This is a genomic window from Streptomyces sp. NPDC021225, assembly GCF_044332865.1.
Taxonomy (GTDB): Bacteria; Actinomycetota; Actinomycetes; order Streptomycetales; family Streptomycetaceae; genus Streptomyces.
This window is the reverse complement of the sequence record NZ_JBIRPV010000001.1, coordinates 1,507,620-1,526,038: the sequence shown is the minus strand read 5'-3', so window position 1 is coordinate 1,526,038 and position 18,419 is coordinate 1,507,620. Positions and strand designations below refer to the sequence as shown.

The 18,419-nt window shown below is 72.5% G+C and carries 15 protein-coding genes and 1 tRNA gene; 4 read left to right on the top strand and 12 right to left on the bottom strand.

The window, feature by feature from the left end; genetic code table 11:
* Positions 1-61: 61 nt before the first annotated feature.
* The 3 genes from ACH4S9_RS07005 to ACH4S9_RS06995 form a co-directional block, all read right to left on the bottom strand.
* A tRNA-OTHER gene (locus ACH4S9_RS07005) sits at positions 62-148 on the bottom strand.
* Positions 149-178: 30 nt separating this feature from the next.
* Complete coding sequence (locus ACH4S9_RS07000) at positions 179-910, bottom strand: hypothetical protein (RefSeq protein WP_311724862.1); 732 nt, start codon at positions 908-910, stop codon at positions 179-181.
* A 45-nt stretch (positions 911-955) separates the two neighbouring features.
* Positions 956-2,164 (bottom strand): ADP-ribosylglycohydrolase family protein, encoded by a 1,209-nt coding sequence (locus ACH4S9_RS06995; RefSeq protein WP_398370250.1) that lies wholly within the window; start codon positions 2,162-2,164, stop codon positions 956-958.
* Positions 2,165-2,278: 114 nt separating this feature from the next.
* On the opposite strand from ACH4S9_RS06995, the gene ACH4S9_RS06990 reads away from it, so the two are divergent.
* Entirely contained in the window at positions 2,279-2,614 is a 336-nt protein-coding gene (locus ACH4S9_RS06990; RefSeq protein ID WP_385339417.1) for a DUF6343 family protein, read from the top strand.
* Here the strand turns inward: ACH4S9_RS06990 and ACH4S9_RS06985 are convergent.
* The 3 genes from ACH4S9_RS06985 to ACH4S9_RS06975 form a co-directional block, all read right to left on the bottom strand.
* Positions 2,583-2,951, bottom strand: a complete 369-nt coding sequence (locus ACH4S9_RS06985; RefSeq protein ID WP_385339414.1) for a tetratricopeptide repeat protein — start codon at positions 2,949-2,951, stop codon at positions 2,583-2,585. The genes ACH4S9_RS06990 and ACH4S9_RS06985 overlap by 32 nt on opposite strands.
* A 186-nt stretch (positions 2,952-3,137) precedes the next feature.
* Complete coding sequence (gene coaE, locus ACH4S9_RS06980) at positions 3,138-3,755, bottom strand: dephospho-CoA kinase (protein WP_311724858.1); 618 nt, start codon at positions 3,753-3,755, stop codon at positions 3,138-3,140.
* A gap of 9 nt (positions 3,756-3,764) precedes the next feature.
* A complete protein-coding gene (locus ACH4S9_RS06975; RefSeq protein ID WP_358846002.1) occupies positions 3,765-4,709 on the bottom strand; it encodes a PAC2 family protein in 945 nt (314 codons plus the stop codon).
* A gap of 298 nt (positions 4,710-5,007) precedes the next feature.
* Between ACH4S9_RS06975 and ACH4S9_RS06970 the strand changes: the two genes are divergently transcribed.
* Complete coding sequence (locus ACH4S9_RS06970) at positions 5,008-5,463, top strand: hypothetical protein (protein WP_385339409.1); 456 nt, start codon at positions 5,008-5,010, stop codon at positions 5,461-5,463.
* 93 nt (positions 5,464-5,556) lie between these two features.
* Here ACH4S9_RS06970 and rpsA read toward each other — a convergent pair whose 3' ends face one another.
* Entirely contained in the window at positions 5,557-7,056 is a 1,500-nt protein-coding gene (gene rpsA, locus ACH4S9_RS06965) for a 30S ribosomal protein S1 (RefSeq protein ID WP_311724856.1), read from the bottom strand.
* A gap of 358 nt (positions 7,057-7,414) precedes the next feature.
* Between rpsA and ACH4S9_RS06960 the strand changes: the two genes are divergently transcribed.
* On the top strand, positions 7,415-8,335 hold the full coding sequence (locus tag ACH4S9_RS06960) for a class I SAM-dependent methyltransferase (protein WP_398370245.1): 921 nt from the start codon (positions 7,415-7,417) through the stop codon (positions 8,333-8,335).
* A gap of 43 nt (positions 8,336-8,378) precedes the next feature.
* Positions 8,379-11,411 (top strand): ATP-dependent RNA helicase, encoded by a 3,033-nt coding sequence (locus ACH4S9_RS06955; RefSeq protein WP_398370243.1) that lies wholly within the window; start codon positions 8,379-8,381, stop codon positions 11,409-11,411.
* A 42-nt stretch (positions 11,412-11,453) separates the two neighbouring features.
* On the opposite strand, the gene ACH4S9_RS06950 is transcribed toward ACH4S9_RS06955, so the two are convergent.
* From ACH4S9_RS06950 to polA, 5 genes are all read right to left on the bottom strand, one after another.
* Positions 11,454-12,089 (bottom strand): hypothetical protein, encoded by a 636-nt coding sequence (locus ACH4S9_RS06950; RefSeq protein ID WP_398370241.1) that lies wholly within the window; start codon positions 12,087-12,089, stop codon positions 11,454-11,456.
* Between the two features lie 125 nt (positions 12,090-12,214).
* Positions 12,215-13,219, bottom strand: coding sequence for a DUF3068 domain-containing protein (locus tag ACH4S9_RS06945; protein WP_398370239.1), 1,005 nt, complete (start codon positions 13,217-13,219; stop codon positions 12,215-12,217).
* 24 nt (positions 13,220-13,243) lie between these two features.
* Positions 13,244-13,378 (bottom strand): SPW_0924 family protein, encoded by a 135-nt coding sequence (locus ACH4S9_RS06940; protein WP_311724850.1) that lies wholly within the window; start codon positions 13,376-13,378, stop codon positions 13,244-13,246.
* 263 nt (positions 13,379-13,641) lie between these two features.
* The gene (locus ACH4S9_RS06935; RefSeq protein ID WP_398370237.1) at positions 13,642-15,450 is read right to left on the bottom strand and encodes a lytic transglycosylase; all 1,809 of its coding nucleotides are present in this window, start codon (positions 15,448-15,450) and stop codon (positions 13,642-13,644) included.
* Between the two features lie 153 nt (positions 15,451-15,603).
* A complete protein-coding gene (gene polA, locus ACH4S9_RS06930) occupies positions 15,604-18,342 on the bottom strand; it encodes a DNA polymerase I (protein WP_398370235.1) in 2,739 nt (912 codons plus the stop codon).
* Positions 18,343-18,419: the final 77 nt, after the last annotated feature.

The following is an 18,419-nucleotide window of genomic DNA, read 5'->3' as shown; positions in this document are numbered from 1 at the left end:
CGAGAGTCTGAGATTGATCGCGGTCTGCCTCTGCCTGATTGGGCTATCCCGGCCTGGTGAGCGCCGGGAGGAGGATTTGAACCTCCACTGACGACCGCGCCGTCACGACAAGCTTCAGCTTCAGCTTGCGCTCCTCGCGCACCCCGCCCGCGCTCGGGCGGACGGGGAGTTCATCACGCTACCCGAACAGGTAGCCGAAGACCACGTCGCCGACGCGCTGGTCGGTGGCCTCCGCGCCGTTCGCCTCCTCGCGGGCGAACTTGACCGCCTGCTGGAGCTTTTCGACACGGTCGAGAAGCTCGTTGACACGGCGGGCCGGGAGGGCGCCGGAGAACTTGACGGTGGTCCAGTAGCCGACCGGGATGTCCTCGTAGTAGACCTCGACCTGGGCCGGGTGCTTGTCCGTGGCCTCCGCCTTGACGTGGTTGCGCGGGACCTTCTTGGTGCGGAGGGTGCGGACCGGCTCGGTCTTCCAGGAGTCCGTGGACGGGTCCAGGGACCAGAACTCCGCGGCGTCGAGGACCGGGAGCTTGCGGACGAGGGCGTTGAGGTCGGTCAGCTGCTTCTCGAGGAAGAGGAGGTAGGAGACCGGGACGTCGCGCAGCAGCGTGCGGCCCTCGACCGTCACATCCGCCTTCGCCGAGCAGTTCGACCAGTCCTTGGTGGCGGTGACGTCGAAGAGGCGGGTCAGGATGGCCGCGGTGTCGCGCAGCACGTCCTCCCCCTTGACCTGCACCCGGGTGGACTCGGGCGGAAGCTGCTCGCCCTCCTCGTCCTTGGGCTGGTACGTGCGGGATATACCGGCCAGCAGGGCCGGCTTCTGAAGACCGTGGTGGGCGGCCGTCAGGTCCTGCTGCGACTTGGACTTGACGCCCTTCTCCACGGCGATGATCTGATTTAGTTTCGCCACACCCGCACGTTAACAGGCGGGTGTGACAGCGCTCGAACGAATTGTTCAGTAGAGGGGGTAGCGGGAGCGCGGAAGGACCACGTCCTCGTAGGGCTCGTATGTCTCGACCGACTGGTGGAACACATAGGCGAAGTCGTCGGCGAGTTCGGCGATGGTGCCCCGGCCCTCGATCTGCGCCAGCCACATCGGAGGCAGGCGGAAGTCGCCGTAGTAGGCGCCCAGCAGATTGCCGCAGATGGAGCCCGTCGAGTCGCTGTCGCCCGAGTGGTTCACGGACAGCAGCAGGGCCCGCTGGAGGGGGGTGCGCCGCCACTTCGGGTCGTAGCCGAGCCCGCCGCCCTTGCTGAGGAGGTTGCGCTTCGGGGCCGTATGGGCCAGGGCGCTGTAGACCGCGATGGCCAGGGCCTCCTCGGCGATCCACCCGCCGCCGAGCGACTCGGCCTTCTCCGGGGTGGGCTCGCCCTCGGCGGCCAGGGCGACGGCCTTGCGCAGTGCGGTGCTGGTCTCCTCGTGTCCCGGGTAGCGGGTGAGCAGCTCCAGGGTGCGCAGGGCGGCGCCCTCCAGGGAGTCGCCGTCGAGGATGAGGGCGATCATCGCGGCCAGGGCGCCCGCCGCGTAGTAGCCGGTGGGGTGGCCATGGGTGATCTGGGCGCAGTGCGCGGCGAGTTCGAACGACTCGCGGGCGCCCGAGCCGGTGAGGCCGAAGGGGGCGGAGCGCATCACCGTGCCGCAGCCCTTGGAGCCGCTGTTCACCGGGCCGGGGGTGCCGTCGAGGGCGTCGGAGTACGAGGGGATGTGCTCCGACGCGAGGCCGGACAGGCAGGCGTTGCCGGGGGCCCGGCGCGCGTACAGCCACTTCTGCTCGCGCAGCCAGCCGGAGCGCACCAGGTCCTGGTCGTCCCGCGCGGGCGGCGGCGTGGAGTGGTTCTGGGTGTCGAGCCAGCGCAGATAGGAGTTGCGCACGATGGCGACCTCGGCGCCGCCGATGCCCTTGGCGGAGTACCTGGCGCCCGCCCGTATCAGCCCCTCCGCGGTGAACAGGGTCATCTGGGTGTCGTCGGTGATGCGGCCGACGACGCCGCTCGAGTCCGGGACGAGAGCGGTGATCCCCTTCTCCCCGTGGACCTCGTGGATCCGGTGCAGGGAGAGGAACTCGATCGGGTTGCCCAGGGCGTCGCCGATCGCGCCTCCGAGCAGACAGCCGCGGATACGAGCCCGCCTGGCGGCCGTTTCGTCCCATGACTCGCGGATCATCGCGCGGCTCCTGATGTGCTCGGGTGCTCAGATGCTCGGGCCATGATTCCAGACCGCGGATCACGGATCGCGCCGGGTGCGCGGCGTTAGATTCGTAGTGGGAGATGGTGCGCCATGCCGAGCCGACTGATCCGTACGGGCGACGAGCCGCTGCACGCGCGCAGCCCGCTGCGTATGCGCTGTGCGCTGGCCATCTGGGGCCTGGCCTGGGCCGTAGCGGGCACGGTGGTCTTCTGGATGGTCCACCGGCCCGGCTGGGCGGCCGCCTGCGGGGTGCTCGCCGTCGTCACCCTGACCGATCTGGTGCTGGTCGTCCGGCACATCCGGCAGGGGCCGCACTACCAGCCCGGCCGGGATGTGCCGCCGTACGCGCCGGTGCGCGGCCCGTATCCGGCGGGCCGGCGGGGGCCGAGGTTCGTCAGCCGTTTTCACCGAAGCGCGCGGCCTTGACGAAGTCCGGGCGCGGGTCGAGCGCCGCCGCCAGGCGGAAGTGGCGCGTCGCCTCGGCCGGGCGGTTGGCGCGCTGCAAGGTGCGGCCGAGGGCGAAGTGGGCGAACGCGTTGTCCGGTTCCCGCTCCAGGACGAGCTGGAACTCCAGCTCGGCCGCCCGGAGCTGCGCCGCGCCGAAGAAGGCGCGGGCGCGCAGCAGCCGGGCGGCGGTGTTCTCCGGGTGGGCGGTGATGACCGAGTCGAGCAGCTTCACCGCGCCGCGCGGGTCGCGGGCGGCCAGCAGCTGCTCAGCCGCGCGGTAGTCGATGACATGGGTCTCGGGCGTGGGCTCGGACACAACCGTTTCCTTCCCGGAGCGCGCCGACGACCACCGTCGGCCGCGAAGTCGATCGTCGGGCGAGGTGATCGCGTCGGTGCGGGTGGTGATCGTTGGTTGGTACTGGCTGGACAACAATGACTCCACACCGGGCATTCCCGCCAGAGCCCCGCCGCCCCCGCACCCCAGCCGTCGGCCCCCCGTGCCTCAGCCGTCGGCCCGCGCGCCGCCCGCCGCCCGCTCGGCCAGCTCCGCCCAGACCTTTCTGACCTGCGGCTCCAGCTCCTCCAGCGGGCCGTCGTTGTCGATCACGACATCGGCCACGGCCAGCCGCTCCTCGCGCGTCGCCTGGGCCGCCATCCGGGCCCGCGCCTCGTCCTCCGTCATGCCGCGCAGCCTCACCAGCCGGTCGAGCTGGGTCCCGGGCGCGGCGTCGACCACCAGCACCAGGTCATAGAGAGGGGCCAGGCTGTTCTCGGCGAGGAGGGGGACGTCGTGGACGACGATGGCGTCCGGCCCGGCGGCCGCCTCCAGCTCGGCGGAGCGGGCGCGGACCAGGGGGTGCACGATCGCGTTCAGGGCGCGCAGCCGCTCGGGGGCGCCGAAGACGATGCCGCCCAGCTTCGGGCGGTCCAGGGCTCCGTCGGGTGTGAGGACGCCGGGCCCGAACTCGGCGGCCACGGCCGCGAGTCCGGGGGTTCCGGGCTCGACCACCTCACGGGCGATCCGGTCGGAGTCGATCAGCACCGCTCCGTATGAGGACAGCATGCGTGACACTTCGCTCTTGCCCGCACCGATTCCGCCCGTGAGACCCAGCCTCAGCATGGGGCAAGCCTATGCGCTTCCGTCGCCTTCGCGCTCTGCCAGGAAGCGCTCGAACTCGGCGCCCAGCTCGTCCGCGGAGGGCAGCTCGACCGGCTCGGCGACCAGGCTGCCGCGGCTCTCCGCCCCGGCCACCGCGTCGTACTGGTGCTCCAGGCCGCGGACCAGCGCGACCAGGTCCTCGTCGCCCTCCGAGATCTGCCGCTCGATCTCCTCCTGGGTCTTGAGCGCCTCGTTGCGCAGCGCGTGGGCCGCCCCGGGGAGCACCAGGCCGGTGGCCGCGGTGATCGCCTCCAGCGCGGTGAGCGCCGCGTCGGGGTAGGCGGAGCGGGCCAGGTAGTGCGGGACGTGGGCGGCGACGCCGAGCACGTCATGGCCGGACTCGGCGAGCCGGTACTCGACGAGGGACTCGGCGCTGCCCGGCACCTGGGCCTCGTCGAAGTAGCCACGGTGACCGGGCATCAGGTCGGAGCGGTTGCCGTGTGGGGTGATGCCGACGGGGCGGGTGTGCGGAACGCCCATGGGGATGCCGTGGAAGTTCACCGACAACCGCACGCCGAGCCGCTCGATCAACTGCCGCACGGCCGCCGCGAAGCGCTCCCACTCCACATCCGGCTCGGGCCCGGAGAGCAGCAGGAAGGGGGCCGCGGTCGCGTCGCGCATCAGGCGCAGCTCGATCGCGGGGGTCTCGTAGTCGGTCCAGCGGTCGCGCTTGAAGGTGAGCAGGGGGCGGCGCGCCCGGTAGTCGACGAGCCGGTCGTGGTCGAAGCGGGCGACGACCTGGTGCGGCAGACCGTCGAGCAGCCGCTCCACGATCTGGTCGCCGGTCTCACCGGCGTCGATGTAGCCGTCGAAGTGGTAGAGCAGCACCAGCCCGGCCGAGTCCCGGGAGGTTATCGCGTTGACTTCCGCGAGCCCGCTCGGCTCCCACTCGTACAAATCCTGCGGATCTAGCACTGTGACCGCTCCTCCTTGTGTTCCGTTCGGGGAACGTCGGGCGGGGGCACGGCATTCCCGGTCCTCCGTCCTTGTCCGGGTGACGTCTGCGCAGAGTGAGATCAGGACAGTACGCGATGGCGCCCCGTTCCCCGGGAGATGGTGACGGAGCGTCATGAAGGGGTTGACCGCGCCCAAGCGGCGCCCCTAACTTCGCGACGCGTCAGAGGTTCACGCTGTCGTCTCACGTTCAGCCACAAGAACATTCACGCGTCACGAAGGTGCCACCCCTGACCACGGCAGGAAGGCGGAACGCCCCATGCACTCCCACACCCCCACCCGCTCCCGGACCCGTGCCCTCGTCGCCGCACCCGCCGCCGGGATCCTCGCCATGGGTGGCCTGGTCGCGGCGGGAACGGCCGTGAAGGACGGACGCCCGCACTCCGCCCGCCCGATCCCCGTCTCCGACGCGGCTCAGCTCAAGGAGGCCCTCGCGGCCGCCAGGCCCGGCGACACCATCGAGCTCGCTGACGGCACGTACCGCGGGGGCTTCGTGATCACCGCCTCCGGGACCTCGGGCTCCCGGATCACCCTCACGGGGTCCCCGCGAGCGGTGCTCACGGCGAGTGACGGCTATGGGTTCGGACTGCACCTGGACGGCGCCTCGTACTGGACGGTGCGCGGCATCACGGTCACCGGCGGCCGCCAGGGGATCATGATCGACAGAGCGGAGAGCGTCACGGTCGACTCGGTCACGGTGCAGGGTCGCGCCTAGGTGGCGTCCGGGCATGCGTAAGGCCCGCTCTCCGGGGAGAGCGGGCCTTACGTCAGCCGTTCAGGCCGTCAGCCGAAGCCGGGCGGCCGGTGATCAGCTCTGGCCGCCGGCCAGCTTCTCGCGGAGCGCGGCCAGCGCCTCGTCCGACGCCAGGGCGCCGGAGTTGTCGGCCGACTCCGAGGAGTACGAGCCGCCGGACGCCTGGCCACCCTGCGCCGGGGCGCCGCCGCTCGCCTCGGCAGCGGCCTGCTCGTCGGCCTCGCGCGACTTGATGACCTGCGCCTGGTGCTGCTCGAAGCGCTGCTGCGCCTCGGCGTACTGGGTCTCCCAGGCCTCGCGCTGGGTCTCGAAGCCCTCGAGCCAGTCGTTGGTCTCGGGGTCGAAGCCCTCGGGGTAGATGTAGTTGCCCTGGTCGTCGTAGGACGCGGCCATGCCGTACAGGGTCGGGTCGAACTCGACCACGGACGGGTCGGCACCGAAAGCCTCGTTGGCCTGCTTCAGCGAGAGGCTGATGCGCCGGCGCTCGAGGTCGATGTCGATGACCTTGACGAAGATCTCGTCGTTGACCTGGACGACCTGCTCCGGGATCTCCACGTGGCGCTCGGCCAGCTCGGAGATGTGGACCAGGCCCTCGATGCCCTCGTCCACGCGGACGAACGCACCGAACGGAACCAGCTTGGTGACCTTGCCGGGGACGACCTGGCCGATCTGGTGGGTCCGGGCGAACTGCTGCCACGGGTCTTCCTGGGTCGCCTTGAGCGACAGGGACACGCGCTCGCGGTCCATGTCGACGTCCAGGACCTCGACCGTGACCTCCTGGCCGACCTCGACGACCTCGGACGGGTGGTCGATGTGCTTCCAGGACAGCTCGGAGACGTGGACCAGACCGTCGACGCCACCCAGGTCCACGAAGGCACCGAAGTTGACGATGGAGGAGACGACGCCGGAGCGCACCTGACCCTTCTGGAGGGTGGTGAGGAAGGTCTGGCGGACCTCGCTCTGGGTCTGCTCCAGCCAGGCACGGCGGGACAGGACCACGTTGTTGCGGTTCTTGTCCAGCTCGATGATCTTGGCCTCGAGCTCCTTGCCCACGTAGGGCTGAAGGTCGCGGACGCGGCGCATCTCCACCAGGGAGGCGGGGAGGAAGCCACGGAGGCCGATGTCGAGGATGAGACCACCCTTGACGACCTCGATGACGGTACCGGTGACGATGCCGTCTTCTTCCTTGATCTTCTCGATGGTGCCCCAGGCACGCTCGTACTGGGCGCGCTTCTTCGACAGGATCAGGCGGCCTTCCTTGTCCTCCTTCTGAAGGACAAGGGCCTCGATCTCGTCGCCGACGGCCACGACCTCGTTGGGGTCGACGTCGTGCTTGATCGAAAGCTCGCGAGAAGGGATGACGCCTTCGGTCTTGTAACCGATGTCGAGCAGGACCTCGTCCCGGTCGACCTTCACGATGACGCCGTCGACGATGTCGCCGTCGTTGAAGTACTTGATCGTCTCGTCGATCGCGGCGAGGAAGGCTTCCTCGGAACCGATGTCGTTTACCGCCACCTGCGGGGTGGTGCGGGTTGCCTCGGTGCTGCTCGTCATGTGGGAAAGGGCTCCGGTTACGGACATGAAGTCGTAGGTACTGCTACGCCGGGACCCGTTATCGCACTGCAGAAGCCGGACAGCCTCGGAGGCGTTGATCTCTTCCCGAGGGATCGAAAAGCGCCTCGGTGACCGAGGGACATACAACAGATGCGAGCGCGGCCTGCTCCGTCTGAGGCGCGCAGGCCCGCAGCGCAACTTGTAGCATACGGGGGCAGCCGGGCATGGTCAATGCACGAAGAGCCCACCCGGGACTTTTCGCCCCAAACCCGGCAAGTCGCACGGTCCCTGCTGCGACGCGGAGTCCAGCCGTTCCCCACAGCCACAGGTCGACACAGAGAGTACGACGACGCGCCCGATGGTCCAAGAACACATGCCCCGTGCAACCGACGAGCCCGGAACGCCCGGCGCCACCGAAGATCTCATAGCGCCGCCCGACGAGCCGGCCGAGCCCACAGCCACCCGGCGGATCGCCGGCGACACGGAGAGCAGCCGGGCCAGCCGCGGCTGGTGGGACCGCAACGCGGACGAGTACCAGGAGGAGCACGGCGGCTTCCTCGGCGACGACCGCTTCGTCTGGGGCCCCGAAGGGCTCGACGAGGCCGAGGCCGGGCTGCTCGGCCCGGCGGACGGCCTCAAGGGGCTCACCGTCCTGGAGGTCGGGGCGGGCGCGGCACAGTGCTCACGCTGGCTGGCGGCCCAGGGGGCGCGGCCGGTGGCGCTCGACATCTCCCACCGCCAGCTGCGGCACGCGATGCGGATCGATACCGAAGCAGGCGCGGCGGTCTCGGCGCGCGAAGCGGGCGCGGGGCCGGTCGCGCTCGTCCAGGCCGACGCCACCGCGCTCCCCTTCCGGGACGCCTCCTTCGACCTCGCCTGCTCGGCGTACGGGGCGATCCCCTTCGTCGCCGATCCGGTGCGCGTGATGCGCGAGGTCCACCGGGTGCTGCGGCCGGGAGCGCGCTGGGTGTTCTCGGTGACACACCCCGTGCGGTGGGCGTTCCCGGACGAGCCCGGCCCCGAGGGGCTCAGCGTCGCCGCCTCCTACTTCGACCGCACGCCGTACGTCGAGCAGGACGAGACGGGCCGTGCCGTCTATGTGGAGCACCACCGGACGCTGGGCGACCGGGTCCGGGACGTGGTCGCCGGGGGCTTCAGGCTGCTCGACCTGGTCGAGCCGGAATGGCCCGCCTGGAACGACCAGGAGTGGGGCGGCTGGTCCCCGCTGCGCGGGAATCTGATCCCGGGGACGGCGATCTTCGTGTGCGAGCGGCACTGAACGGGACCTGAAGGTGCGGAGCAGGGGCTGACAGGATGGTCCGATGACCGCCCGCCGTACGCCCAGCACGCCCCGTACCGATGTGCTCGACGCGCTTCCCGTACGGGCCGCCGTGCCCGCCCTGCTGCGCGCGCTCGACGACCGGGGCGCGGCGGTGCTGTGCGCCCCGCCCGGGACCGGCAAGACGACGCTGGTGCCCCTGGCGCTCGCCGGGGCGGCGGGCGGCGGGCCCGCCCGGCGCGTGCTGGTCGCCGAGCCGCGGCGGATCGCGGCGCGGGCCGCCGCGCGGCGGATGGCGTGGCTGTTGGGCGAGGAGTCGGTCGGCGGCCGGGTGGGGTTCACGGTGCGCGGCGAGCGGCGGGTGAGCCGCGAGACGGCCGTGGAGGTGGTCACCACCGGTGTGCTGCTTCAGCGGCTCCAGCGCGACCCCGAGCTCGCCGGGGTCGACGCGGTGGTGCTCGACGAGTGCCACGAACGGCACCTGGACGCCGATACGGCGGCCGCCTTCCTGCTGGACGTACGGGCCACCCTGCGGCCCGACCTGTGGCTGATCGCGGCGTCCGCGACCACGGACGCGGAGGGCTGGGCCCGGCTGCTGGGCCCGGACGGCGGGCCCGCGCCGGTCGTATCGGCCGAGGGGGTGTCGTATCCGGTCGAGGTGGTGTGGGCGCCGCCCGCGCGCCCCGTCCGCCCGCCGCACGGAATGCGGGTGGACCCCGCTCTCCTCGACCACGTCGCGGCGGTGGTGCGGCGGGCGCTGCGCGAGCGGGAGGGGGACGTGCTGTGCTTCCTGCCGGGCGTCGGGGAGATCGCGCGTGTCGCGGGGCTGCTCGGCGGCGCCGGCGCGGAGGTGCTTCAGGTGCACGGTCGCGCGCCCGCCGCCGTGCAGGACGCGGCGCTCGCGGGCGGGGGCGGGGGCGGCGGACGGCGGCGGGTGGTCCTGGCGACCTCGGTCGCCGAGTCGAGCCTGACCGTCCCGGGCGTACGCACCGTCGTGGACTGCGGGCTCGCGCGCGAGCCGCGGGTGGATCACGCGCGGGGCCTGAGCGCGCTGACGACCGTACGCGCCTCGCGGGCCGCGGCCCGGCAGCGCGCGGGCCGGGCCGGGCGCGAGGCGCCGGGCACCGTCTACCGCTGCTGGCCGGAGGCCGAGGACGCCCGGCTGCCGCGCTTCCCGTCCCCGGAGATCGGCGTCGCGGACCTGACGGCGTTCGCGCTCCAGGCGGCGTGCTGGGGAGACCCCGACGCCTCCGGCCTCGCGCTGCTCGACCCGCCGCCCGGCGGCGCGATGACCGCGGCGCGCGAGGTGCTGACCGCGATCGGCGCCGTGGACGGCGCCGGGCGGGCCACGGACCGGGGCGCGCGCATGGCCCGGCTGGGCCTGCACCCCCGGCTCGCGCGGGCGCTGCTGGACGGCGCGCGAGAGGTCGGCGCACGCCGGGTGGCGGAGGCCGTGGCCCTGCTCAGCGAGGAGCCGCCCCGGGACTACGGCGACGACCTGGCAGCCGCCTTGCGCACCGCCCGCCGTGGCACGGACACGTACGCCGCCCGCTGGCGCCAGGAGGCTCGCCGTCTCGAGGGCGCGCTGCGGTCTTCCGGCCATCCGACGGCCGAGGCGGCCCAGGCGGGGGCCGAGGCCGGGGCCGGGGCGGCTGGGGGTGAAGCACCGGCGCGGGCCGACACCGCGAGCACGGTTGCGCCACGCCGCGCCGTGCCGGACGCCGACGCGCGGGGCGCGAACAGCCGTCAGCACGCTCAGGCCCCGCGCTCCACCACGCGGACAGCCGAGCGCGATCGGGCATACGCCGCTCCGCACGCCACTCCCCCGAGCGGCGTGCGGAGCGGCGGCAGCCCTGACGCTGCGGCGCCGGGATCGGTCGGCGACAGCTCAGCCCGAAGGGCGGCTTCCGCCCCCGCTGCGCCGGGCGCCGCGGCACCGAGCGCGACCCGGGGCGCGGCCGGTACGGGAGCGCCACGCGGCACCGCGCCGGGTCCCGGCGATCACCCCGCCGCCGCACCGGCAGCAGGCGGACACGGGCAGGCACGGGCCGACGCCGCGGACCACACCACCACCCCAAGCGCCCGCGGCGCGGGCGCGGTGGGTGATGACGCCGTCGTGGGGCTGGTCGCCGCGTTGGCCTTCCCCGAGCGGGTGGCGCGACGACGCGGGGAGAGGGCGTATCTGATGGCGTCGGGCACCGGGGCGGAGCTCGGCGAGGGGTCCCGACTGCGGAACGCGCCGTGGCTGGCGGTGGCGGTCGCGGACCGGCCGGTGTCGGCGGCGTCGGCGCGGGTGCGGCTCGCGGCCGTCGTGGACGAGGAGACGGCCCGTACCGCGGCGGCGGCCCTGTGCGAGCGGCGGGTGGAGGTCGGCTGGTCCGGCGGGGACGTCGTGGCGCGGCGGGTGGAGCGGCTGGGGGCGGTGGAGCTGGCGGTACGGCCGCTGGCCGCGCCCGATCCGCAGCTGGTGCGCGCCGCGCTGCGGGACGGGCTGCGCGGCGAGGGGCTGGGGCTGCTGCGCTGGTCCGCGGAGGCCGTCGCCTTCCGGCAGCGGCTGGCGTTCCTCCACCGGGAGTTGGGCGGCGCGTGGCCCGATGTGTCCGATCCGGCGCTGCTGGCGGACCTCGACGCCTGGCTGGGCCCGGAGCTCGGCAGGGCGCGGCGGCGGGCCGACCTGGAGCGCGTGGACGCGGGCCAGGCGCTCGCCCGGCTGCTGCCCTGGGCGACCGGGGACGCGGCCCGCTTCGACGAGCTGGCCCCGGAGCGCGTACGGGTCCCCAGTGGCTCGCGGGTGCGGGTGGACTACGGCCAGGAGCAGCCCGTGCTGGCCGTCAAGCTCCAGGAGCTGTTCGGGTGGCAGGAGACGCCCCGGATCGCGGGCGGGCGGGTGCCGCTGCTCGTACACCTGCTGTCACCGGCCGGGCGCCCCGCCGCGGTCACGGCCGATCTGGCGTCCTTCTGGCGGGAGGGCTACCGGTCCGTGCGCGCGGAGCTGCGCGGCCGGTACCCCAGGCACCCCTGGCCGGAGGACCCGGCGACGGCCGAGCCGACGCGGCGTACCAACGCCCGCCGCTGAGCAGCTGAGCCGCCGGGCCCCGCGCGCCCGCCCCGGCGGCCGTCAGCACTCGATGAGGCCGTCGAACTCGCCCGCCCCCGGGAACGGCCGCTCCACCGGGTAGGGGGCGATCCACACCAGCGCCTGCTCGAAGGTCATGTACGAGCCGTTGTCCGTGCACTGGCCGACCACCAGCGCGTTTCCCCCGCAGCGCCACGCCGCGTAGTTCCAGGGCGATTCGCCCTCCGCGTCGCGCACGGCGACCTCCGGCTCCCCGAGCCGCTCGGTGAACAGGACGACGGCGGCGCGCCATTGCGCGTCGAAGTGCGCGCGGCCCGTGTCGCGCTCGAAGCGCCATTCGGGGTCGTCGGCGTGGTGTTTCTCCAGCCAGTCGATATTGCCGCTGAGCCCGCCCGCGGCCAGCTCCTCGTCGAAGTCGTCGGCCTCGTAGTAGTAGCAGAACGGTATGTGGCACTCCTCGTCCTCCGCCCGCTCCTCCGGCGGCACGGCGAACCACTCGGGTACGACGTAATGGCCGGTGTTGGTGGCGAAGGCGGCCCTCCGGGCTCCGTCGTCCACGGGCGTCCAGCCGAAGCGCCGGGCGGCCGCGGAGGTGGCGCCGGGCGTCCATTCCAGGCGCGCCAGCTCAGCGAGCTGATCGGCGAGTTCGAGGCTGGGCAGGCAGGTGGTGGTAGGCATGGGCGTACGGTACGGGCACCCACCGACAGCGCTGACAGCGCCGACAGCGCCGACACCGCCGACAGCGCTGACACCGCTGCCGGCACCGCCGGCACCGCCGGCACCCACAGCCCCGTCGCCCCCCGTCACACCGGGGCGGGTACGGGCCGTGGGGACGGGGACTCGTCGTGGGCCTCGGTGCCGCCCCCCGGGCGGCGGCCGCAGGCCTCCAGCACCAGGGACAGCGCCAGCAGCCCGGCGCCGAGGACGAGGAAACCCCAGGGCAGATAGGCGGTCAGCAGAAGGACGAGCTGCCGCTGGGACTTGACCAGTTTCACGGTGTGGTCGATGTAGTCCTCGCGCATCTTCACATGGCCGGAGAAGACGGTCACCCTGTCCCGGTCGCCGAGCAGCGTGCCGCCGCGCAGCTCCTCCCGGTGGATCTCCTCGCCGTTGACGGGCGCGCCGGTGGTGGGCTCGACCCAGAACATGCGCTTGGTGGTGTACCAGCGGGTGGTGCCCGCCTTGCGGACGGTCTCGGGGGTGATGCCCTCGACCGGCATGGTCTTCGGCAGCGCCACCTTCGTCCAGGGGATGGTCTGCTCGAAGTAGTAGACCTCCAGGCCGCGGAAGTTCCGGGTGCCCTTGTAGTGGATGGGCGCGGAGGTCCTGGTCTGGGCGTCGAAGTAGTTGTAGTCGCGCTTCTCGGTGAGGAAGGGCCACTTGTACTCGATGCCCTCGCGGCGGACCGGGTCCCCGTCGACGTGTTCGCCGCCCTGGTGGACCGGGTCCTGCGAGTGGGCGTCGAAGACATAGCGTTCGGGGATCTTGGAGACCATCTTGCCGTCGGGCCCGGCGATGTACGACAGGGCGTCCCAGACGACGACATCGCGCCCGGCCGTCTTTCCGGCCTTCTTCGCCGCGGCCACGTTTCCGCGGAGCGTCTGCACGATGCTGACCTTGGGCACCTTGCGGGGCTGCATGGTGGCGTAGTCGAGAAGCACGGCGGGCTTGGCCTCGAGGACGGCGGTCTGGTACTCGCTGGGCGGGATCTTGGCCAGCCGGGGGAAGGCGTACCAGCGCAGCAGCGGCGCGAGGGCGGTGAAGAAGACGGCGAAGGCGAGCAGCACCAGGCTAGCTTTGCGGCGCATGGCGGGATGTCCCTCCCTCGGGGCTCAGGGGTGCTCGGGCACGGTGGTGAGCAGCGGTTTGGGGGAGGTCTTGCCGCTGGGGACGCCGATGGCCGTCATCGTGAGGACGAGGGCGAGGGCGGCGGCCAGTCCGATCGCGGCGGCGGCGAGGGCGCGCATGTCTCAGCCTCCGGTTGCTGCGGCGCACGGGGCGCCCTGACGGTGCGTCAGGGCTGGGGCACCGTAGCAACGGGGGGCGGAGATGAGAACACGAAGGCGGGAACGCGAAGGCGGGAACGCGAAGGCGGGAACGCGAAGGCGGGAACGCGAAGGCGGGAACGCGAGGGCGGGAACGCTTCGGGATGAACGCCACACCGCCCCTGGGCCCGGTGGGGGCGCAGGGGCGGTGGGGTGTCGGCGTGGTGCCCGGCGGTCTCGGCCGGTTACTGGGCCGTGGGCTCGGAGCTGGGCTCGGCCGTGGGCGGCTCCGTGGGCGCAGCCGCGGGCTCGGTGACGGTCAGCTCGATGGTCAGGACCGCGCCGTCGGCGGTGGTAAGGCGGAGCAGGAAGGTGCCCGCGTGGTCGTCGGTGTAGATCTTGGGGAGGACGAGCTTGCCGTCGGCGTCCGTCTTCAGGGTGGTCAGGGTGCGGATCGGCTGACCCTTGTCGTCCTTGAAGTAGGGGCCCTTGTCGTTCTCGGTGGGCTTGTCCGTCGCCTTCGCCGCATCATCGACGATCATGGTGGCGGTCACCGGCACACCGGCCGCGGCCTTGCCCTTGTAGCTGGCCTTGACGCCGACCGCGTCGGCGAAGGAGCCGCCGGTCTCGGCCTTGAGGTCCTTGTCGTCGGCGCGGGCCAGCGCGTCGGCCTGCGGTACGGGGCGGGCCTTGACGGTGGCGGCGATGTCGGTAGCGGTCGCGGTGCGGCCGACGACCGTGACCCGGACCGTGAAGGACCCGGTGGTCTCGCCCGCGCGCAGCACCGGGGCGGTGGCGGTGCCGTCGCTGCCGGTCATGCGGCTGACGCGGGTCGCGTTCCAGGGGAAGCGGGCGTCGGTCTCGCCTCGGATCTCGTACTGCACCCACACGCCCGCGACCGGCTTGCCCGCCGCGGTCTCGGCGCGGACCCGGGGCTTGTCGGCGAACTGCTCGCCCGCCGTGGCGGTCAGCTTCGCGGTGCCGACGGCCTTGAGCCGGGCGACGGTGGCCGGGGCGGGCGTCTCCGGAGAAGGCGTCTCCGGGGAGGGCGTCTCGGGGGAAGGCGTCTCCGGGGCGGGGGTCTCGATCCCGCCGTCGTCGGTCGCGGGGGGTTCGGGGGTGGGGCTGTGGTCGCCGCCGGGCTCGGTCGGGTCGGGCAGCGGCCTGGGGCTCTCCGAGCCACCGCCACCGTCGCGGCCGCCGTCCGAGCCGCCGCCGGTCTTGTCCGGGTCGGGCAGCACGCCGGTGCCGTCGGGCACCTCGTGGGTGCCCTTCTTGTAGTACTCGAACCAGGACAGGACGGTGGCCAGATACTCCTGCGAGTGGTTGTAGCCGAGGATCGCCCGGTCGAGGTGGTCCTTGACCGACAGATCGCGGCCGCTGGCGCACAGATACGCGCCGGCCGCGAGCGCGGCGTCATAGATGTTGTTCGGGTTCTTCTCGCCGTCGCCGTTGCCGTCCCGGCCCCAGGTGGCCCAGGTGGACGGGATGAACTGCATGGGGCCGACGGCGCGGTCGTGGGTGGTGTCCCCGTCGTACGCGCCGCCGTCGGTGTCGGTGATCCTGGCGAAGCCGTTGCCGTTGAGCACCGGGCCCAGGATGGGCGTGAAGGTGGTGCCCTCGGCGTCGACCCGGCCGCCGCGCGCCTGGCCGGACTCGACCTTGCCGATCGCGGCGAGCAGCTGCCAGGGGAGGTTGCAGCCGGGCTTGGACTCCTTGAGGGCCGCCTCGGCCTTCTTGTACGCGTCGAGCACGGTCGCGGGTATGCCCGCCTCGGCGGTGGCCTTCTTGTCCGGCAGCCCCGGCAGGTCGATCGAGGTGCCGGGCTTGCCGGGCTTCTGAAGGGGCGGCAGATCGGTGTGGTAGGACGAGCCGCCGTCGATGGGGGTGTCGGACGGTGCCGGCGTCTCGCCGGCGCTGTCGTGGTGCCGGTCTTCCCGGGCCGTGCCTGCGAAGCCGGGGGCCTGCGAGGCGGTGAGGGCGGCCATCGCGACCGCCGCCACCGCCGTCGTGGCCGCTCCCTTACGCAGTCGTCGGCCGATCTGCGGTGCCATGCGTATTCCCCTCCCGTCGAGCAGTGTGCGCGCTCCCCCGCGCCAACCCTCGTGACACTACGACAACTTGCCGCCCCGCAGCTACCGGGCAGCTACCGCCAGGCACCGCGCGTGTCGCCCCCTGGGGGGCGGCCCTGACGCCCCGGCCGCCCCCTAGTGCGCCGCCGATTCCCAGTCGGAGCCGGAGCCGACGGAGACATCGAGCGGGGCCCGGAGTTGGAACGCCCCGGCCATCTCCCGGCGCACCAGCGCCTCCACCCGCTCGCGCTCCCCGGGGGCGACCTCCAGCACGATTTCGTCGTGCACCTGGAGCAGCATCCGCGACGACAATTCCTCTCGCGTCAATGCCTCGTCCACCCGCAGCATCGCGATCTTCACGATATCCGCGGCGGTGCCCTGGATCGGGGCGTTGAGGGCCATCCGCTCGGCCATCTCGCGGCGCTGGCGGTTGTCGCTGTTGAGGTCGGGGAGATAGCGGCGGCGGCCGAGCATGGTCTCGGTGTAGCCGGTGGCCCGGGCCTCGTCGACGACCCGCTGGAGATAGTCGCGCACCCCGCCGAACCGCTCGAAGAAGGTGTCCATCAGCTTGCGCGCCTCGTCCGGCGTGATGGCCAGCTGCTGGGACAGGCCGAACGCCGAGAGTCCGTACGCCAGCCCGTACGACATCGCCTTGATCTTGCGGCGCATCTCCGGGTCGACCGCGTCCTTGGGGACGCCGAACACCTGGGAGGCGACCGTGGTGTGCAGGTCCTCGCCGGAGGTGAACGCCTCGATCAGGCCCTCGTCCTCGGACAGATGGGCCATGACGCGCAGCTCGATCTGGCTGTAGTCGGCGGTCAGCAGCGACTCGAAGCCCTCGCCGACCACGAAGCCGCGCCGGATGGCCCGGCCCTCGTCGGTGCGCACCGGGATGTTCTGGAGGTTGGGGTCGGTGGAGGAGAGCCGGCCGGTGGCCGCCACGGTCTGGTTGAAGGTGGTGTGGATGCGGCCGCCGGGGGCGACGGTCTTGATCAGGCCCTCGACGGTGGAGCGGAGCCGGGCCTGCTCACGGTGGCGCAGCATGATCACCGGGAGTTCGTGGTCGGTCTGTGTGGCCAGCCAGGCCAGCGCGTCCGCGTCCGTGGTGTATCCGGTCTTGGTCTTCTTGGTCTTGGGCAGGCCCAGCTCGCCGAAGAAAACCTCCTGGAGCTGCTTGGGGGAGCCCAGGTTGAACTCGTGGCCCACCGCGTCATGAGCCTCCTTGACGGCCTGCTGCACGGCCGCGGCGAACTGCTGCTCCATGCGGTCCAGCCACGCGCGGTCCGCCGCGATGCCCGCCTGCTCCATGCGGGCCAGCAGCGCGGAGACGGGCAGCTCGACATCGCGCAGCAGCTCCACCGCGCCGACCTCGGCGAGCCGCTCGCCGAACGCCGTGCCCAGGTCGAGGATCGTCCGGGCCTGGATCATCAGGGCGTCCTGCTCGGCCTGCTCGTCGGCGCCGAAGGCCAGCTGCCCGCTGTCGGCGGCCTCGGCCGGGGACAGCTCACGGCCCAGATACTCGACCGACAGGGCGTCCAGCGCGAAGGAGCGGCGGCCGGGCTTGACCAGATAGGCGGCGAGCGCGGTGTCCATGGTGACCCCGGCCACGGTCCAGCCGTGCTCGTCGAAGACCCGCATCACGCGCTTGGCGTCATGCATCACCTTGGGCCGGCCCGGGTCCGCGATCCAGCCGGCGAAGGCCTGCTCGTCCGACTCGTCCACCTCCGACGGGTCGAAGCAGACGGCGGGGCCGGAGGCGGTGGCCAGGGCGATCTGGCTGACGCTGCCGCTGCCCAGCGCCCAGGTGTCGAGGGTGGCCAGGCCCAGCGGCTCGGCGCCGTGCAGCTCCAGCCAGGGGGCGAGGTCGCCCGAGCCGATCACCGCGCCGTCCACCGCGACGCCGGGGGCCGCGGCCGCGGGCTCCTCCTCGGCGGCGCCTGGGTCGACGGCCAGGACGCGGTCCCGGAAGTTCTGGTGGCGGAACTCCAGCGCGTCCATGATCACCGAGAGCGCCTGGCGGTCGTACGGAGCGCGCGCGAGCCCGTCGGGGCCGGCGGACAGCTCGACGTCCCGCACCAGCTCGGTCAGCTGCCGGTTGAGCTTGACGGCCTCCAGGTGCTCGCGGAGCTTGTCGCCGACCTTGCCCTTGACCTCGCCGACCCGCTCCACCAGCTCCGCGAAGGAGCCGAACTGGTTGATCCACTTCGCGGCGGTCTTCTCGCCGACGCCCGGGATGCCGGGGAGGTTGTCCGACGGGTCGCCGCGCAGCGCGGCGAAGTCCGGGTACTGCCGCGGGGTGAGGCCGTACTTCTCCTCGACCTTGGCGGGGGTGAAGCGCGTCAGCTCGGAGACGCCCTTCGTCGGGTAGAGGACGGTGACGTGGTCGCTGACCAGCTGGAACGAGTCGCGGTCGCCGGTGACGATCAGCACCTCGAACCCCTTGGCCTCGGCCTGGGTGGCGAGGGTGGCGATGATGTCGTCGGCCTCGAAGCCCTCCACCGCGAAGCGGGGGATGTTCATCGCGTCGAGCATCTCGCCGATCAGCTCGACCTGCCCCTTGAACTCGTCCGGCGACTTGGAGCGGTTCGCCTTGTACTCCGTGAACTGCTCGGAGCGCCAGGTCTTGCGCGAGACGTCGAACGCCACGGCCAGATGCGTGGGCCGCTCATCACGGAGCGTGTTCGCCAGCATCGAGGTGAAGCCGTAGATCGCGTTGGTGGTCTGGCCGGTAGCGGTGTTGAAGTTCTCCGCCGGCAGCGCGAAGAATGCCCGATATGCCAGGGAATGCCCATCCAGCAGGAGCAGCCGGGGGCGGTCTCCCGCACGGTCGGCGGTCGCGGGCGCTGCGGTCTTCTTCGATGCTTTCTCTGCCACGCCCCCGATCCTGCCACGCCCCACCGACAACACCGCCGCTCGCACAACACCGTGAGCGCAGCAGTCGGCCGCCATGG

Excerpts from the sequence above, each read along its gene's own strand:
- ACH4S9_RS06955 (WP_398370243.1), top strand. The coding sequence starts at position 8,379 with ATGACCGCCCGCCGTACGCCCAGCACGCCCCGTACCGATGTGCTCGAC.
- ACH4S9_RS06940 (WP_311724850.1), bottom strand. The coding sequence starts at position 13,378 with ATGCGCGCCCTCGCCGCCGCCGCGATCGGACTGGCCGCCGCCCTCGCC.
- ACH4S9_RS06970 (WP_385339409.1), top strand. The coding sequence starts at position 5,008 with ATGCACTCCCACACCCCCACCCGCTCCCGGACCCGTGCCCTCGTCGCC.
- ACH4S9_RS06935 (WP_398370237.1), bottom strand. The coding sequence starts at position 15,450 with ATGGCACCGCAGATCGGCCGACGACTGCGTAAGGGAGCGGCCACGACG.
- ACH4S9_RS06995 (WP_398370250.1), bottom strand. The coding sequence starts at position 2,164 with ATGATCCGCGAGTCATGGGACGAAACGGCCGCCAGGCGGGCTCGTATC.
- ACH4S9_RS06960 (WP_398370245.1), top strand. The coding sequence starts at position 7,415 with ATGGTCCAAGAACACATGCCCCGTGCAACCGACGAGCCCGGAACGCCC.
- ACH4S9_RS06950 (WP_398370241.1), bottom strand. The coding sequence starts at position 12,089 with ATGCCTACCACCACCTGCCTGCCCAGCCTCGAACTCGCCGATCAGCTC.
- coaE (WP_311724858.1), bottom strand. The coding sequence starts at position 3,755 with ATGCTGAGGCTGGGTCTCACGGGCGGAATCGGTGCGGGCAAGAGCGAA.
- ACH4S9_RS06945 (WP_398370239.1), bottom strand. The coding sequence starts at position 13,219 with ATGCGCCGCAAAGCTAGCCTGGTGCTGCTCGCCTTCGCCGTCTTCTTC.
- rpsA (WP_311724856.1), bottom strand. The coding sequence starts at position 7,056 with ATGACGAGCAGCACCGAGGCAACCCGCACCACCCCGCAGGTGGCGGTA.
- ACH4S9_RS06990 (WP_385339417.1), top strand. The coding sequence starts at position 2,279 with ATGCCGAGCCGACTGATCCGTACGGGCGACGAGCCGCTGCACGCGCGC.